We start from the raw sequence: 17905 nt of genomic DNA, 5'->3' as shown, positions 1-17905 counted from the left end.
ATGCTTTAAAAGATGAAAATAAGAAATAAGACAGTCTCTTGTTTTAAAGAGTGGAGTACATTTATTTTTTTTGGTATTTTGACTAGCTGCTCTAGTTCTAATTCTCAAGAAGTTTTTGAAGAAATACAAGAGGAAGTGGAAGAGGAGGTGCTTTTAGATGTTTATGCCGAGGATTATTGGGACAACGCAGAATTGGTATGGGCTGATGAATTTGACGGAACGGAAATACTTAATGAAAACTGGACTTTTGAAACTGGTTCTCACGGTTGGGGTAATAATGAATTGCAGGATTATGTTGTAAACGATAATATTGAAGTAAGTAATGGGACTTTAAAAATTATCGCTAAAAAGAAGGAAGGTTTTGCAGATGGAGCACGTTATACCTCAACACGTCTTAATTCCGTTAAACAATTTCGTTACGGCCGCATGGAATTCAAGGCTAAAATGCCTGAAGATAAAGGAAATGGAATTTGGCCTGCTTTATGGATGCTTGGGTATGATATACACACCGTAGGATGGCCGGCATGTGGAGAAATAGACATTATGGAATATGTTAGTTTTGAGCCCAATCAGACCCATTTTTCAATACACAGTACAGCCAATAATCACAAGAATGGAACACAAATAACCTCTGGTCCTGTACCCCTGGAATCTATTGAAGAAGAATTTCATATATATGGCCTTCTATGGACGGATAAGTATATTAAGTTTTACATCGATGATATTAATAATATTCAACTGAATTTTCAAAGACCGGCTAACTCCAATTATGATAATTGGCCATTTTCAAAACCATTTTATTTCTTAATGAATATCGCAGTAGGGGGCGATTGGGGAGGTATTTATGGTGTAGATGATACCATCTTTCCTGCAACAATGGAAGTAGACTATGTTAGAGTGTATCAGGTTAAATAAAGATATTTACAGGATCCATGAGTCAGTTTATAAAATTATATCCGGAAAACCCCAACCCTAAGGAAATAGCCAAGGTAGTAACGGTATTACAAAAAGGCGGACTAATAATATACCCTACCGATACCGTTTATGGTCTTGGGTGTGATATTACCAATACAAAGGCCATGGAAAGAATTGCCAGGATAAAGGGAATAAAATTGGAAAAAGCAAATTGGTCTTTTGTCTGTGCGGATTTAAGTAACCTATCGGACTATGCAAGGCAAATAGATACGCCTACTTTTAAGATACTAAAAAGGGCTTTGCCCGGGCCATATACGTTTATTTTGACGGGAAGTAATAAGCTGCCCAAAATCTTTAAGAAAAAGAAAACGGTGGGCATTCGTATCCCCGATAATACTATTACTCATGCAATCGTTGCCGGTTTAGGAAATCCAATTGTTTCTACTTCCATAAGAGACGAAGATGAATTATTAGAATATACAACAGATCCAGAATTAATTTACGAGAAATGGAAAAGCATAGTAGATCTGGTAATTGATGGGGGTTATGGTGGTAATTTGGCTTCTACGGTAATAGATCTTTCCGATGACTTACCAAAAATTTTGAGGGAAGGTAAGGGATCTCTTGATATTATATAAAAAAACCGCGGCATTTGCCGCGGTTTTTAATAAGACTAAGATGAATTTTTAGTCGTTTATAGCTGGATCTTTCATACCCTCTTCAATCATACTATAAAATTGATCAATTTTAGGTAATACTACGATTCTGGTCCTTCTATTTTTAGCTTTATCCGTTTGTGAGATTGGAACAAATTCCGCTCTTCCTGCAGCAGTCATACGCTTTGGATCAACATTATAATCGTTTTGTAGTATACGAACAACTGAAGTTGCACGCTTAACACTTAAATCCCAGTTATCTAAAAGAGCACCATTTTTTCTATAAGGCACATCATCTGTATGACCTTCAACCATAAATTCGAAGTCGGGCTTATTATTAACTACCTGAGCAACTTTACCTAAAACTTCTTTAGCTCTGGCTGTTACGTTGTAACTTCCACTTCTAAATAACAATTTGTCAGAAATGGATACAAATACCACGCCCTTTTCTACACTGATTTCAATGTCTTCATCATCTAAATTACCCAGTACACCTTTAAGACTTTGAACTAAAGCAAGATTTACAGAATCTCTTCTAGTAATAGCATTTTGCAATTTACGGATTGTGAGATCTTTTTCTTGTAAACTCTCAAGGGACTTTTCTAAATTCTCAGCACCTTTGGTAGTCAAAGTAGTGAGATTCCCCATATTGTTGATTAACTCCTGATTGTTTGCTTTTAAAAATGCATTCTGATCTTGTAAAGTTTGAAGCTTCGCAGAAGCTGTGGCGCTTTCTTCAAGACAATTGTTAAGTTTAACCGTAGCAGAATTCAGTAGATCTTGTGTTTCCTTTTGCTTACTTTCTAGATCTGCATATTTCTTCTGGGAGACACAAGAAGATAACAAAACGGCCATCCCTAAAAAACCAAAAATAACTTTTTTCATAATAGATGTTTATATAATTTAATTGTTTGTTTATTTAATACCCTAGTACATAGATTAAATGTAAAATTAGAACATTTGGTTTCCTAAGATTTATCAAAATTAGTTAATCTTTTACTAAAATGTTAAAATACTTTATTTGATTTACGAAATAAGACCATATAATGGACGTCGTAATGTAATAGGAAGTGACAAAACTCCGTTTTTCCCGCTTCTTCAGCATTTTTTTTATTTGCCTATAATAACTTAAATGCGCCCTGATTATAGCGAAACAGTGTTCAGGTTTAGCCATTAAAACAAATCTAATTGCCGCAATGCCATCAAGAATTAGGCGCAAGAAAATTATGATAAAAGCTTTTCTTCTTGGCAAGTTCTTGGTGATGGAAAATAAAGAATTTCTAAAATTTAAATACGTTTTTTTAGGATTCATGTTGCTCAGTGTAGATCCTCCAAGATGGTATACCTTGGAATTTCCAACATAGTATACACCATATCCTTTATTATGTGCCCTCCAACAGAGGTCAACCTCTTCCTGATGGGCAAAGTAGTCTTCATCGAACCCTTCTAAATCAAAAAACACCTCACTTTTAATAAACATACAAGCACCAGTTGCCCAAAAAATCTCTTGGGTATTATCATACTGTCCCTGGTCCTTTTCTACAGTCTGAAAAATTCTTCCCCGACAAAAAGGATAGCCCAATTTATCTAAGAATCCTCCTGCTGCACCAGCGTATTCAAAATGATCTTTTTTTAACAGGTCGAGTATTTTCGGCTGTATTATTGCTGCCTTTGGAAGCTCAATAAAGGCTTTTTTAATTGGCTCTAGCCATCCCGTTGAGACTTCAACATCTGAGTTTAGTAAACAAAAGATATCTGCCTTAATATGAGCGAGTGCGTCGTTGTAACCTTTAGCAAAACCGCCATTCTCGGCATTGCGTATAATCTTTACCGATGGATGATTTTTTTGGACAAAACTTATGGAGCCATCTGTAGAGGCATTATCTGCAACATATACTTCAGCTTCAGGGGAAAAGCCTATTACAGAAGGTAAATAGCGCTCTAAAAGCGCTTCACCATTCCAATTAAGTATTACAATTGCTATCTTCAAAACGCTTGCAAATTAACGGCTAAAATCAGGAATTTGCCTTAAAAAAGTATATTTTTCTTTTTCGTAGTCCATAAGACAATAAAAGTGCTCCATACCATTGGTAACCATTAAATACTCTGCCTTAATTTTTAGGTTATATCGTGCAATTTGGTCAAATGTAGCCTGGGTTATTTTTACACTTGGTGCCTTACATTCTACTAGGATTTTTATGCTTCCGTCAGAATTATAGACCAAAATATCGGCTCTTTTTTTAAGGTCATTTAGGAGAATCATCTTTTCTACTCCAATTAAAGAAACCGGATACTGCTTGTTTGCCGTGAGATAGCGAATCGTATTTTGTCTAACCCACTCTTCAGGCTGCAGGGATACAAACTTTTTGCGAATAATATCAAAAATCTGCCTTGAATTTTCGCTATTTTTGATTCGAAACTGATAGGTAGGAAAGTTAAGCGCCAGCATTTAGCAAAGTTGATAATTTTTTTTGGATGGACGAAGTAAAACAAATTGTTAGTGATATTCGGAATAAGATATTTAGACCGGTTTATTTTTTGATGGGCGAGGAGACCTATTATATCGATAAAATATCCGAATATATTGCAACTAATGTCCTTAGTGAAGAGGAAAAGGCTTTTAATCAAATGCTACTCTATGGAAAGGAAACTAGTATTGAGCAAATTGTCTCGAATGCCAAGCGCTATCCTATGATGTCAGAGAAACAGGTCTTAATTATAAAAGAGGCGCAGCATCTATCCAGGACTATAGAGCAATTATCAGACTATGTGGAGAATCCTCAAGAATCTACGGTATTGGTAATTTGCTTTAAATATAAAACCATAGATAGACGGAAAAAACTTTATAAAACTCTTAGTAAACATAATGGCCTAATATTTAATAGTAAGAAACTCTATGAAAATCAGGTTTCGGAATGGATTCGACTGACGTTGAAGGGTAGGGGATATGCCATCTCGCATAAGGCGGCTATACTGTTAGTAGAATACTTAGGAACAGACTTGAGCAAGATTAATAAAGAGTTAGAGAAGTTAGAGTTTATTCTGCCAAAAAATATTCAGATAAATCCCGATCATATTGAGCAACATATTGGTATCAGCAAAGACTACAACAATTTTGAATTAAAAAAAGCAATAGGGGAGAAGGATGTTTTAAAGGCAACTAAAATCATTAAATATTTTTCCGAGAACCCAAAGGACAATCCTTTTGTAATTACCCTAGCACTGTTGCAAAATTTTTTCTCACAACTACTACAATATCACGGTTTAACTGACCATAGTCCAAAAAATGTTGCCTCCACTTTACGAATAAACCCTTATTTTGTTAGTGAGTTTCAGGTGGCGGCCAGAAATTATCCAATGAAAAGTGTTAGTTCTATTATAGGGACTTTAAGAGAAATGGACCTTAAGGGCAAAGGAGTCGGAACTACTGCAATGTCTCATGCCGATTTATTAAAAGAATTGCTGGTCAGAATTATCTGAATCTTATTTGCGGTCTAAGCTAAATTTCCCTGGGCCAATCAGTGCAATAGCCAAAAAGCAAACCAAATACACCAGAGCCATTTCTTTTCTTTTAAAGCCATCCGTTTGATGTACAATAAAGGCGGCCACAGACATGGTAATAATGACTGGTATACTGGCCCATCGGGTTCTGTATCCTACAATGATTAAAATAGGACAAACTACTTCCGCAATAATGGCTAAAAATAGACTTGGTGCCTCCCCAATCCCAAGTGGATTGCCAAAGCTAAAATCGCCATTGAGCGTTTTTTGTAATTTCGGTATCCCGTGAGTAAGCATAAACATAGACGGAAAAACACGAAGGATTAATTTTCCAATATCGCTTTGCAATGTATTCTTCATATACTATAAGATTTGAATTTCAAATATACTTTTTTATTTTTCTCTTTTTGTTTGCATTATTGCATCTAAACTGTTTACTAACAAAGTAGCATCTGTTTTAGAGAAAGACAGAGGGGGTTTAATTTTTAAGACATTATTATGAGGACCATCGGTACTTGTAAGTATATGTTTTTCCTTTAGGCCTTCTTTTATGAACTTTGCTAATTCTGTGTTAGGACCCCCTTTATCTGTGATAAATTCTATCCCAAGAAAAAGACCCAAACCCCTTACCTCATAAATTTCAGGATATTTTTTGCTTAAGCACAAGAGAGCATTTATTAAAAAACTGCCCACCTCTTTTGCATGCTTTTGTAAACCTTCTTTTTCTATAATATTCAAAACAGAAAGCCCAATGGCACAGGAAACCGGATTTCCACCAAAAGAGCTAAAAAATTCGGGACCGCTTTCAAAAGTTTTTGAAATTTCACTTGTTGTAACCACAGCTCCAATCGGATGGCCGTTTCCCATAGGTTTGCCAAGAATTACGATGTCTGGGATTATATCGTGTTGTTGGAAGCCCCAAAAAGAGTCTCCTAACCTACCAAATCCAACCTGTACCTCATCACTTATACAAACCCCTCCACACGCCCTGATGAAAGTATAAATTTCTTCCAAATAGCCCGGAGGGAGAGGTACTTGCCCTCCACATCCCATTACGGGTTCAGCAATAAAGGCCGCTATTTCTTCTTTTGTTTCTTCTAGTTGCCTTATTGCTTGTTTGGCCAAATAAGAACCATTGATTTTAATTTTCTCTTCTGCAGACTCCTTTATTTTAGGCATAGGGACTGTTGCCACCTTCGTATTGCTTAAATCATTTTTGTTGTTTTTAAATTTATAATGGCTAATAGCAATTCCCATGGAGGTATTTCCATGATATCCATGTTCTATGCCTACGACACCTTCCTTTTTGGTATGCCATCTCGCGAGTCTAATAGCTAGGTCACTGGCGGCACTACCAGAATTTACAAAGAAGACCTTATTTAGCTCCTGAGGAAATTTGGCAAGAAGTCTTTCAGAATACGTCGTTAATTCTGGATATAAATATCGTGTATTCGTGTTTAATCGCCCCAAAGAAAAGTTCGCCGCGGCTATTAAATCCGGATGGGAATGACCAACGAGCATAATATTATTATAAGCATCAAGATAGGTGTCTCCTTGCCTGCTGTACATATATTGAAATGCCGATTGGTACATTTCAATTGGTTCAGAATAACTTAGAGACAAGCTTTCACTTAAGTGTTTTTTCCGTTTTAAACGCAAATCAGTTACCGAATCAATTGAAATTGGGGCTAGATAACAGGCTTTTGCAAATTCCTCTTCCGCCTTAAGAGGGTTTATCGTAAGCCACTTTTTAAGGAGTTTCCAAGCACCTTCCTCACTAATAGTGACGTAGGAAGAATTTGATCTTTCCCTTTTTGTATAAGCTGAGTTACAAACACTTGTACAAAGTCTGGCTGCTATGAGATAGTATAGAACTTTAATTTCAAGAGGCTCTAAAGCTATTTCATTATTATAGGCCTGTAACAAGGGCAGAGCTTTTTTTATCGGATTATCCGAGTTCATCATTATATAGGTAAGTGCCACGGCCAGCTCGTTTATAAGCCAAGTATAGCACATATCCCCAAAATCTATTATACCGCTAGTCTCATTTCCATGAACCAATACGTTATAGTCGTTAGCATCGTTGTGGATAATACTACACCTTAAATGGTAGTAATGAGGTCTTATATTTAGCTCATATTGAAGAAAAAAATAATTTACTAAACTTCTATCTTTCGGGTCTGAAATGTAATGGACAAAATCTTTATTTTTTGAAAAATGACGTAAATCCCAAACTGTCTCAATTCCCTTAATAATTTGGTTTTCTAGCTTCCTTAAGGTTAGATTTATCTGTCCAAGAAATGTTCCAAAACTGCCAAGAAGTTCTGAACTCTGATTTACTTCGGCCAAAAGCGACCCCTCCACATAGGAAAGTAATCTATAAATAAAGGCTCCTTCTATTACCAGCTCATCCCTAGTATGACTATAAATTACTTTTGGAAAATCATATGCCTTAAGACTTTCCAGTTTTTTAAGAACAGCATTTTCCGCTTCTAGGATGCTCACTAAATTCTGAGAAAAAGGATATATTTTTAGAACGTAATTCTTGTTTGGGGTAGATATTTTATAATTAAGACTAGAATAGCCCTCCATTTTGTCATGCTTAAAAGATGCGATGGAATAGTGTTTAAGTAAAATTAAAGTAATATCGTTCTCCACTAACTTATTTTGAACTCTAAACTACGCGTAATAAAAGAATACACAAAAGAATGTATAAAAGAATATCCATGAGCTTAGATGGAATATAGAATATAAATTATTGCCAATAATAAAGGTGTCTGTAGATAAGGCTCTTTGCTTCCTTTAATAGCAATATATTGAAGGATCTCTTTAGCGGAGACTTGGATATTCTGCCGGATTGTACTCGTGCATCATCTCGTAGACCTTCTCAAAAATATCTTCTGCATTTGGTTTAGAAAAATAGTCTCCATCCGAGGCATATGCTGGCCTATGTGCTTTAGCTGTCAAAGTTTTAGGCGGGCTATCGAGGTATTCATAAGCGCCCTGTCTTTCCACAATGTCTTGCATTAAGTAAGCAGCACAACCTCCTGGAACATCTTCATCAATTACCAGTAGTTTATTCGTCTTTTTTAGACTCTCTAAAACGGTACAATTTAAATCGAATGGTAAAAGGGATTGTGCGTCAACAACCTCTGCATTGATACCTACTTCTTGTAATTCTTTGCAAACACCAAGTACTATTCTAAGAGTTGAACCATAAGAGACCAAGGTAATATGAGTCCCGGGTTTTACCACTTCCGCTACGCCTATGGGTGTAGATATTTCACTTAAATTATTGGGTCTGGGTTCTTTTAATCTGTACCCATTTAGACTTTCTACTATTAATGCCGGCTCATCACTTTTCATTAAAGTGTTGTAAAAACCGGCAGCTTTCGTCATATTCCTAGGAACTAAGATATATATACCTCGTAAAAAGTGTATTATTCCGCCCATTTGCGAGCCGGAATGCCATATACCCTCTAATCGATGTCCTCTAGTTCTAATAATCAGCGGAGCTTTTTGTTTACCGACGGTTCTATATAATAGGGTTGCCAAATCATCACTTAAAGTTTGTAGACAATATGGTAAATAGTCTAAATATTGAATTTCTGCAATTGGTCTCAGTCCTCTTAGCGCAAGTCCGATTCCTTGACCAATGATGGTAGATTCTCTAATCCCAGTATCTGCTACCCTAAGACTTCCGTATTTTTTTTGTAGTCCCTCCAAGCCTTGGTTAACATCACCTATGGCGCCACTATCTTCCCCAAACACTAGGGCATTGGGATAGTTGCCAAATAACTGATCAAAATTATCTCGAAGGATTACACGACCATCCACCATTTCAGGACTCTCGTCGTAGGTCGGTAAAACAGCCTCTACATTAACTGCTCTATTCTCTAACTCACTATAAAGATGTGTGCTAAACTTATTTTGAGAATCTTCTAAAAACGCATTTATCCAATTTACAAGAGAAGTTTTTTCAGAAGTTTTTTCTCCGATTACATACCTAAGTGCTTTTCTTGATTTTGAGGCCAGATCTTTTTTCAAAGGTTCTTCTATAGCTATCAGATCATTTTTTAATTTGGTTATAAAGGCTCTATTGGGGCTTTTTTTAGCAAGATTATCTAGTAATTGAACTAAGTCTTTTTTAGCAGATTTATGTGGTTTAAGATATTCTAACCACGCTTCTTTTTTGGCCGTTCTTACCTCCTTTTTAATCCTTTGCTCCATTTCACTCAAAGCGGCCTCATCTGCAATTTTATTTTCTAAAATCCATTCTTTGAAACGTTTATTACAGTCATTTAGCGACTCCCATTTTAGTCTTTCTTCACTTTTATATCGTTCATGTGAACCTGATGTGGAGTGCCCCTGTGGTTGTGTTAGCTCAATTACATGGATTAAAATAGGGATATGTTCTTCTCTTGCCAATTCCGAGGCATTCTCATAGGCATGAATTAAGGCTGTGTAATCCCAACCTTTAACCTTAATAATTTCAAAACCTTTGCTGCTATTGTCTCTTTGAAAGCCTTTTAAAATCTCAGAGATATCTTCTTTTGTAGTTTGATATTTTGCCGGTACCGATATTCCAAACTCATCATCCCAAATACTAATCACCATGGGAACCTGTAATACACCTGCTGCATTAACTGTTTCAAAAAAATGACCCTCACTGGTACTTGCATTGCCGATGGTACCCCAAGCAACCTCATTACCGTCAATAGAAAAGCCACTACTATTTGTTTCTTTTACTTTTCTGTAAATCTTTGAAGCTTGTGCCAATCCAAGAAGTCTGGGCATTTGTCCTGCAGTAGGAGATATATCAGCACTACTATTTTTTTGCGCAGTTAGATCCCGCCAGGAACCATCTTCGTTTATGCTATAAGTCCCAAAATGCCCTCCCATTTGCCTACCTGCACTCATGGGCTCTTTTTTTATATCTGTGGTGGCGTAAAGACCGTGGAAAAATTCTTTTGGACTAAGAAGGTCTATAGCCATCATAAACGTCTGATCTCTATAATAACCACTTCTAAAATCACCATTTCTAAATGATCTGGCCATGGCCAACTGCGGCAGTTCTTTTCCATCCCCAAAGATCCCAAATTTTGCCTTTCCCGTCAGAACTTCTCGTCTTCCCAATAAACTGCATTCCCTACTTGTTACCGCAATTTCATAGTCTTTGAGTATTTGATCTCTGAAGTCCTCAAAAGAAATGTCATCACTTGTCTTAGGTTTTACGTCCATTCGGGTTCTGTTTGGCACAAAAATAGCAAAACACCTTGGTTTTTGCAATCAAAAAATCGGCTTTCTAGGTAACGAAAACACAATATTTTATCAAAATATGGCAGTAATTTTAAAAATATTCTAATAAATAACAAATTTATTAAGAATAGTGTAAAATTATTAGAACCATTTCCTTGTAAAAAGACCCAATAAGGTTTTAGGACTTAAAGTAACGATAAACCTGATTTTTTCACCATAATTGGGCTGTGCAATTTCCCATCCATTGTTTGAGTAGACAGGAAAATACAATTCAAAGTAATCGGTAAGAAGATTTAGCCTTATCCCAGAATCATATACAAAGCGAGAACTTTCTCCTTTATTTTTAATAAAACCAATATCTCCATAAGCCTCTATCCACTTCCAGATGTTTACACTTCCATTGGTGGTTATCATCCAGTCATTGGCAAATGGATTTTGAAGTTTTGATTTAAAACCTCCTTCTGCAATAATAATTTGTTGACTAAAAAGTCCGGAATCTTCAGACCTCCCTAAATAGTTGTAATCGAATAGATAATCTGTTGGTCTATCCAAGGCAAAACTAAAATAGTCCGAGTTAGTTTCGTTACGCAAAAACTTTCCGGCGAAAAACCTTAAGTTTAATTGGGTGTTATTGTCGAAAAGCTTTCTATACTCTAAATTAAAAGCCACCTTGGAAAAATCTGCTGAATGCTGGGCATCCGCAAACCATGAAAAGTAGTCTATAATTCCATTGTTTGAGTTAATAAAACGGGCATTAAGTACACTATAATCTGGGTCTGTTTCAATATCTAAGCTTGGGTCAATATCTCTAAAAACGTTAACATACCGTAAAAAGAGTGTTTTCCTTTTGTTGCTAATTAAATCTTTTGGTCTCCAGCCAAAGCTAACCGATGGTACTACTGTACTATATCTTGAATTTGTTTCAAAATGAAAAGAAGAACCCCCAATTGAGTAGTTGGTTACAAATAGTTTTTTGTTTTTGTGGTATTGCCTTAAGTTAAGTCTCCCACTACCCACCAAGGTTTTTTCTCGAAAGGCATAAGAGGGTGAAAAATCAAATACAAAGGGTCTTTCTAATAACGTCTTATTCGTAAAGCGCATACCAACACTAAGGCCGTCATAAATATTAAAACCTAAAACAGGCATATAAAAAATCTGGTTGTAGTATGGATCCTCTGCATCCTTTAAAAACTGAAATTTCAACTTTTTATTAGTAAGAAAAAAGCTTTTTAAAGACTTCCAGTTATCTCGCTGATTAAATTCGGGGATCGTCTGATCATAATTCAATACCAGCCGCCTCTCAAAACTCCTGGGAATAATAACGGTTCTCTCTTCCTTTATACCCTCGAACCAATATTTAGATACAACCTCATCTTTGTCCAGGCCAAAAAGGGATATGGGAACATTTACACCGGTCTTATTTTTTAGGGTAACATACAATGAGTCTTCTGTTTTTTCTATTTTCTTAATCTTATAGTCTATTCTGGCATCAGTTGCTACATAGGTGTCAAAGAACCAGCCTATGTTTTTAGGAACATTTTTTTCAACAGTCTTCTTAAAGTCGGCGGTAGTAACGGGCTGTAGTCTGTAATTTGAATAAAACTCTTTGATGCTCTCATCAATATGTTCTATTCCGCCATAATCTGCTAAATAGGCCAAGCCAAGTCCGGCCTTATAGGTATTAGCAATTTTTTGATTGAATTTAATTAGGGAGTCGTTTTGGGTTATTAAGGACTGATCTAAGTTCCTTCGGGCCATCAACATATATAGAAAGGAGTACTGTTCATTAAAATCCATTTGGGCTAAATGAAAGCCCTTAATAAGCCATCCTTTAGAGAGTTTTCCCAGAAGTTTTTGATTAGGATAATAAAGTTCAACAAAGCGAATCATAAGATAATTTACAATGGCATCCTCCACCCATTTTTCCTTTCTTGGATTGAGGAAAATGGTCTCACGCATATAGGCATTCAAAGCAGTTTTAAGGAATTTCATTTCGAATTGAAACTTCCTTTCATAGGGCCGAATAAAAGATGGTAACTGGTTTAAACCGTACAATGGATTCTTCATAAAATCTACATTGCTCACCAAAAGCTGCTCATAAGGGTAGTCTCCTAAATAATCATGTATAAATTTGGTGATTTTATTGATTGAAATACCCTGTGATAATTCGTCATATTTAACTGCCTGAATATCCGTTACAACAATTAATTCTTCCGTAACATGTTTATTAAACTTCTTATTTTTATTTAAGATGATATCACAGCTTTTTCTATTAATACCTTCTAGACTTGCTTCTAATTTTCCCGGCAACTTAGAAATACTAATCTCATGGAAATTTGTTCCTAGAAAGAGCGAATCGGGATATGTAAAAGTTATTCTTGTATTTGTATTACCCGTATATAAATCTTCAAGATTTTTGTTGGAATATAATTCCCAGGTATCCTCGTAAACCGCAGGAGTCATATACCAGTCTTTTAGATAGTAACCCCCATTATTATTATAACCGTAAGGCGTATATCTATTGGGAGGCAGCTTTACGGTATAGGTCATGAAGAACTGCGCAGTTTCTCCAGGAGCTAGTGCTTTGTTTAATACTACTCGAACCAGATCTTTCCCTTCGGTTCTTTGCCATGAAATGGCTCTGTATTCGTTATCGACAACGCTAAAGATTTGGGTTTTACCTCTGTCCCTATCTTTGGCTAGATGAAGACTTTTTTTAAACTCTTCACCAAAGCGCTCGGCTAGAGCGGTATTTTTGTCCGAATATGCATTAGCCCAATCATTAAAATATATCTCGGTGAGTGTATCTTTAGAGGTATTTAAGTAAGCAAATTCTTGTTGAATGTTTAAATCCTTTGTCTCTTCCTCTAGACTTACTTTAAGGGAATTAACATGCTGTGAAAAGACAGGACCTATATTCAAAAAAAGAAATAGGGGAATCCATGAAGTATATAGCCACCGTTTGTTTACCATGAAATACTCTAAAAATTAGGACTTAAAGTATGGCTTTTGTAAAAAGAGTCTATGATGCTAACTACTTCATCTTCCGTATCTACAACCGTAATTAGGTCCATGTCTTCCGGACTGATATTACCTTCATTGAGCATGGTAGTTTTAATCCAATCCAAAAGGCCAGTCCAAAAGGATGTGCCTACAAGAATTATTGGAAACCGTCCTATTTTATTAGTTTGAATTAGGGTAATCGCTTCAAATAGTTCATCAAGAGTTCCAAAACCACCAGGTAAAACAACAAAAGCTTGAGCGTATTTTACAAACATTACTTTTCGTACAAAAAAGTAGTCAAAATCCAAACTCTTATCATCGTCAATATAAGGATTATCGTGCTGTTCAAAAGGAAGATCAATATTTAAACCTACCGAAGTACCCCCGGCTAAATGTGCTCCTCTGTTTCCTGCTTCCATTATTCCCGGACCACCTCCAGTGATTATTCCATAACCAGCCTCTGACACCTTTTTTGCAATACTCACAGTTAATTCATAGTATGGCGCTTTTTCTTTTGTTCTTGCCGAACCAAAAATGGTAACACAGGGACCAATAGCACTCATTTTTTCAAAGCCATTGACAAATTCTCCCATGATCTTGAAAATGGCCCATGAATCATTAATCTTTATTTCATTCCATCCTTTGTGATACTTACCTTTTCTCATTACACGTATAATTTACATTTTTACCCTTTAACTATTCTGCACGCATTGCCAGTACTGGTTTTTTTGCCTCTAATTCCTTCTTAAGATAAATAGCAGTATGACTCTTTTTGTCTTTGGCCACTTCTTCTGGAGTGCCCTGAGCAACTATCATGCCACCTCCTCGGCCACCTTCATAACCAATATCAATAACGAAATCTGCCATCTTAACTACGTCCAAATTATGTTCAATTACTAATACGGTATTGCCTTTATCTACTAGTTTATTCAAAACTTCCATTAATACTCTAATATCTTCAAAATGTAACCCAGTAGTTGGTTCATCTAAAATATAAAAGGTATTTCCGGTATCTCTTTTAGAGAGTTCAGTAGCTAATTTAACCCTTTGCGCCTCTCCGCCAGATAGGGTAGTAGATTGCTGTCCTAAGGAGATATAACCCAAACCAACATCTTTAATGGTAGTTAGCTTTCGATTTATCTTGGGAATATGCTCAAAGAAATCCACCGCCTCATCAATAGTCATTTCCAAAATATCCGCAATAGACTTTCCCTTATACCTTATTTCTAGGGTCTCTCTGTTAAATCTTTTGCCATAACATGTCTCACATTCTACATATACATCCGGCAAAAAATTCATTTCGATAACTCTTAAGCCTCCTCCCTGGCAGGTTTCACACCTACCACCTTTTACATTAAAACTAAATCGGCCTGGTTTATAACCTCTTATCGCAGCTTCTGGGGTTTTAGCAAAAAGTGCACGAATTTCTCCAAAAACTCCAGTATAGGTTGCCGGATTAGATCTCGGAGTTCTTCCTATGGGAGATTGGTTTATATCGATCACTTTATCTATATGTTCCAGACCAGATATTTTTCTGTATGGCATTGGCTTTTTCACTCCATTGAAGTAGTGGGCATTCATTATCGGGTAAAGGGTCTCGTTAATTAGCGTGGATTTACCACTGCCCGAAACACCGGTTACCGCCAACATCTTACCTAACGGTAAAGTAACATCTATATTTTTCAGATTATTTCCCGTACATCCCACAAGTCTTATACTCTTTCCATTCCCCTTTCGTCTTTTAGAAGGTGTAGGAATGGCTTTTTCACCAGTAATATATTGAGCTGTGAGGGTATGTTGATCTATCAATTCTTGTGGAATGCCTTCTGAAATTATTTCACCTCCGTGTTTGCCGGCTTTGGGACCAATATCTATTACGTGGTCTGCATTTTCAATCATATCTCGATCGTGCTCTACAACAATAACAGAATTGCCAATGTCTCTCAAGGCCTGTAATGATTGTATAAGACGGTTGTTATCTCTTTGATGCAATCCAATACTGGGCTCATCCAAAATATACAGAACCCCAACTAATTGCGACCCAATTTGCGTGGCTAATCTTATTCTTTGTGCCTCTCCTCCAGAAAGAGATTTAGAACTTCGCGCTAAGGAAAGGTAGTCTAAACCAACATCCAATAGGAAGTTAAGTCTGGTAGATATCTCCTTATTTATTTCACTAGCTATTTTTAATTGATTCTCGGATAGTTTGGTGGCAAGATTTTGGAAGAAAACAGCTAATTCAGCAATGTCCATTTCGCTTAATTCGGCAATATTTTTATCTGCAATTTTAAAGTAAAGAGACTCTTTTTTAAGCCTGCTACCTTCACAACTTCTACACCTGCGTTTATCCATATAATCTCGAGCCCATCGTTTTAAACTTGTGGAACCAGATTCTTCATACTGATTTTTAATAAAGTTAGCTATCCCTTCATAGTCTATATGGTAGCTTCTTTTAACCCCCAAGGTTTTGGAGTCTACTTCGAATTTTTCGGAACCGCCATTCAGAATTAACTGAATTGCGTCGGAGGACAAATCCTTAATTGGCGTTGTAAGTTCAAAACCATACCTCTTGCCAATAGTATCTAACTGTTTAAACGCCCAGGTATTTTTATATTCCCCCAGAGGAGCAATGCCTCCTGCCTTTATAGAAAGTTTTTTATTAGGAAAAATTTTTGCTTCATTTATTTCATAGACATGTCCTAGTCCATTACAACTGGGACACATTCCTTTTGGAGAATTAAAGGAGAAGGTATTTGGCTCTGGGTTGGGGTAAGAGATACCAGAACTTGGACACATAAGGTCTCTACTAAAATACCTGGGAGTATTCTCTCCTTCTTCTAGAACCATGAGAACATTATTTCCATGATACATACCTGTATTAATGGATTCTGCCAGTCTTTTATCTTGATTTTCCGAGGAATCAATTTTCAGTCGGTCAATGACTATTTCTATATCGTGGGTCTTATATCGGTCTACTTTCATTCCCTTAGTGATATCCCTAATATCACCATCTACCCTGACCTTTACAAACCCTTGCTTTCCTATTTGTTCAATAAGTTCGCGATAGTGGCCCTTTCGAGATTTGATAACCGGCGCCAAAATATTAATCTTCTTATTGGCATAGGCCTCTCTAATTAGAAGTCTAATTTGCTCATCGCTATAGCTGACCATTTTTTCCTCAGTTACATAGCTATATGCTTCTCCGGCTCTGGCAAAAAGTAACCTTAGGAAATCATAAATTTCAGTTATGGTTCCGACTGTTGATCTCGGGGATTTGGAAGTTGTTTTTTGCTCTATGGCTATGACAGGCGATAAGCCATCTATTTTGTCTACATCGGGCCTTTCTAACCCTCCGAGAAACTGCCTGGCGTAGGCAGAAAAAGTCTCAATATATCTTCTTTGGCCTTCTGCATATATGGTATCAAAAGCTAAAGACGACTTTCCACTACCTGAAAGCCCTGTAATCACAACAAGTTTTTCTCGTGGAATAGTAACATCAATATTTTTAAGGTTGTGCACTCTGGCACCTTTTACTTCTATATTTTCTTCGTAGTTAATCATTAAAAAAGGACAAAGTTGCAAAGGTAGGGTTTTGCTAACTAATTTTGAAGCAGCATGTATCCCGAATAGCATAAATTATGTTTTTTAAACCGCCAAAAACAAATTGTCTATATAGAGGATGCCCAATTAAAAAAAAGTTGTCTTAATTAAATGATAATTAATAGAAAATAAAGCCTTTTAAAGTTTGATTAAAGAATTTAGAGGCATGCCGATTGTGTCTGAAACTTCTAGTAAGTACAATTAAACCGCTTCTCGGCCATGTTCATAGGTTAATTGACTAGGGTTTAAGGCATGCGTTTGATATTGCCCGGAAACCAGTGCATTAATGTCTTCATTTTTAAAAAATGAATCCCACTTAAGTTTTTGGGTATTGTCCGTCTGTAAATTGAAAGAAGAATAATTAGAAATGCCCAAGTCCTTTTTATGAAAAGAAACTAATTGAACTCCCTTTTGATGGTAGTATAAGCCATAGTTTCTTTCACTGTCATATAACAACCAATTTTTCTCTTTAAAAGTAGATCTGTAGAATTTAGTTAACAGGGGAAGAATGTTATATTCTGCTTGAAGAACACCGTAAAGGACCCCGTCTTTTGATGCTTGTAGCTTTAAAGAACTTTCTATTCTTCTTTTCTTTTTCTCTACTAATTCGGCCAGATGATAAATTTTGTATACTGAACCCTCTGGAAAATTTGTGCGGTCGTTCTTTTTTAAAACGATTTTTCTTATGTAGTTATAAAGGATAAGAGGCATATCAGCAGCTTCACTGAGAAAAGCAAAATAGATGGTCTTCATCGCTATAGGATTAATTTTATGAACCCCGTACCAGACTTTCTTGGCATATTCTATATTGGTAATTATAATTTGACTATCGCTAAACAACAGGTTTTGCTGAAATTCTTTACAAATAATACCACGAACATCTATTTGCTTATCAAAGGCGATATAAACAGCGGTAAGAAATCCGTTAAAAGTTCCGTCATAAACTAAGTAAATATCTTTTTCCATAGGTA

Annotated in this window: 13 protein-coding genes; 3 read left to right on the top strand and 10 right to left on the bottom strand. The window is 36.2% G+C overall.

Annotated elements, in window-relative coordinates:
- Positions 1-12: 12 nt before the first annotated feature.
- Entirely contained in the window at positions 13-915 is a 903-nt protein-coding gene (locus tag PXG98_RS14755; protein ID WP_276392321.1) for a glycoside hydrolase family 16 protein, read from the top strand.
- A gap of 17 nt (positions 916-932) precedes the next feature.
- On the top strand, positions 933-1553 hold the full coding sequence (locus PXG98_RS14750; protein WP_276392318.1) for an L-threonylcarbamoyladenylate synthase: 621 nt from the start codon (positions 933-935) through the stop codon (positions 1551-1553).
- 48 nt (positions 1554-1601) lie between these two features.
- On the opposite strand, the gene PXG98_RS14745 is transcribed toward PXG98_RS14750, so the two are convergent.
- From PXG98_RS14745 to PXG98_RS14735, 3 genes are all read right to left on the bottom strand, one after another.
- Entirely contained in the window at positions 1602-2456 is an 855-nt protein-coding gene (locus PXG98_RS14745; RefSeq protein WP_276392316.1) for an OmpA/MotB family protein, read from the bottom strand.
- 103 nt (positions 2457-2559) lie between these two features.
- Positions 2560-3561, bottom strand: coding sequence for a glycosyltransferase family 2 protein (locus tag PXG98_RS14740; RefSeq protein WP_276392314.1), 1002 nt, complete (start codon positions 3559-3561; stop codon positions 2560-2562).
- A gap of 12 nt (positions 3562-3573) precedes the next feature.
- Entirely contained in the window at positions 3574-4020 is a 447-nt protein-coding gene (locus PXG98_RS14735) for a type I restriction enzyme HsdR N-terminal domain-containing protein (RefSeq protein ID WP_276392313.1), read from the bottom strand.
- A 26-nt stretch (positions 4021-4046) separates the two neighbouring features.
- Here PXG98_RS14735 and holA point away from each other — a divergent pair, with 26 nt between their 5' ends.
- Entirely contained in the window at positions 4047-5051 is a 1005-nt protein-coding gene (gene holA, locus PXG98_RS14730) for a DNA polymerase III subunit delta (protein WP_276392310.1), read from the top strand.
- Positions 5052-5054: 3 nt separating this feature from the next.
- Here the strand turns inward: holA and PXG98_RS14725 are convergent, their stop codons facing one another.
- The 7 genes from PXG98_RS14725 to PXG98_RS14695 form a co-directional block, all read right to left on the bottom strand.
- A complete protein-coding gene (locus PXG98_RS14725) occupies positions 5055-5432 on the bottom strand; it encodes a DoxX family protein (protein ID WP_276392308.1) in 378 nt (125 codons plus the stop codon).
- A 33-nt stretch (positions 5433-5465) separates the two neighbouring features.
- Entirely contained in the window at positions 5466-7664 is a 2199-nt protein-coding gene (locus PXG98_RS14720) for an aminotransferase class III-fold pyridoxal phosphate-dependent enzyme (RefSeq protein ID WP_276392307.1), read from the bottom strand.
- A gap of 237 nt (positions 7665-7901) precedes the next feature.
- Entirely contained in the window at positions 7902-10313 is a 2412-nt protein-coding gene (locus tag PXG98_RS14715) for an alpha-ketoacid dehydrogenase subunit alpha/beta (protein ID WP_276392306.1), read from the bottom strand.
- 159 nt (positions 10314-10472) lie between these two features.
- Complete coding sequence (locus PXG98_RS14710) at positions 10473-13304, bottom strand: gluzincin family metallopeptidase (protein ID WP_276392305.1); 2832 nt, start codon at positions 13302-13304, stop codon at positions 10473-10475.
- A gap of 8 nt (positions 13305-13312) precedes the next feature.
- On the bottom strand, positions 13313-13999 hold the full coding sequence (locus tag PXG98_RS14705; protein ID WP_276392304.1) for an LOG family protein: 687 nt from the start codon (positions 13997-13999) through the stop codon (positions 13313-13315).
- 31 nt (positions 14000-14030) lie between these two features.
- Positions 14031-16895, bottom strand: a complete 2865-nt coding sequence (gene uvrA, locus PXG98_RS14700; protein WP_276392765.1) for an excinuclease ABC subunit UvrA — start codon at positions 16893-16895, stop codon at positions 14031-14033.
- A gap of 240 nt (positions 16896-17135) precedes the next feature.
- The gene (locus tag PXG98_RS14695) at positions 17136-17900 is read right to left on the bottom strand and encodes a TIGR03915 family putative DNA repair protein (RefSeq protein WP_276392303.1); all 765 of its coding nucleotides are present in this window, start codon (positions 17898-17900) and stop codon (positions 17136-17138) included.
- Between the last annotated feature and the right edge of the window lie 5 nt (positions 17901-17905).

Source organism: Eudoraea chungangensis (genome assembly GCF_029360665.1).
Taxonomy (GTDB): Bacteria; Bacteroidota; Bacteroidia; order Flavobacteriales; family Flavobacteriaceae; genus Eudoraea; species Eudoraea chungangensis.
Note: the sequence above shows the minus strand (reverse complement) of the source record. Positions and strands in the feature narration are given on the sequence as shown.

Coding starts and splice junctions, on each gene's coding strand:
- PXG98_RS14755 (WP_276392321.1), top strand. CDS start 13: ATGAAAATAAGAAATAAGACAGTCTCTTGTTTTAAAGAGTGGAGTACA.
- PXG98_RS14750 (WP_276392318.1), top strand. CDS start 933: ATGAGTCAGTTTATAAAATTATATCCGGAAAACCCCAACCCTAAGGAA.
- PXG98_RS14745 (WP_276392316.1), bottom strand. CDS start 2,456: ATGAAAAAAGTTATTTTTGGTTTTTTAGGGATGGCCGTTTTGTTATCT.
- PXG98_RS14735 (WP_276392313.1), bottom strand. CDS start 4,020: ATGCTGGCGCTTAACTTTCCTACCTATCAGTTTCGAATCAAAAATAGC.
- holA (WP_276392310.1), top strand. CDS start 4,047: ATGGACGAAGTAAAACAAATTGTTAGTGATATTCGGAATAAGATATTT.
- PXG98_RS14725 (WP_276392308.1), bottom strand. CDS start 5,432: ATGAAGAATACATTGCAAAGCGATATTGGAAAATTAATCCTTCGTGTT.
- PXG98_RS14720 (WP_276392307.1), bottom strand. CDS start 7,664: ATGGAGGGCTATTCTAGTCTTAATTATAAAATATCTACCCCAAACAAG.
- PXG98_RS14715 (WP_276392306.1), bottom strand. CDS start 10,313: ATGGACGTAAAACCTAAGACAAGTGATGACATTTCTTTTGAGGACTTC.
- PXG98_RS14710 (WP_276392305.1), bottom strand. CDS start 13,304: ATGGTAAACAAACGGTGGCTATATACTTCATGGATTCCCCTATTTCTT.
- PXG98_RS14705 (WP_276392304.1), bottom strand. CDS start 13,999: ATGAGAAAAGGTAAGTATCACAAAGGATGGAATGAAATAAAGATTAAT.
- uvrA (WP_276392765.1), bottom strand. CDS start 16,895: ATGATTAACTACGAAGAAAATATAGAAGTAAAAGGTGCCAGAGTGCAC.
- PXG98_RS14695 (WP_276392303.1), bottom strand. CDS start 17,900: ATGGAAAAAGATATTTACTTAGTTTATGACGGAACTTTTAACGGATTT.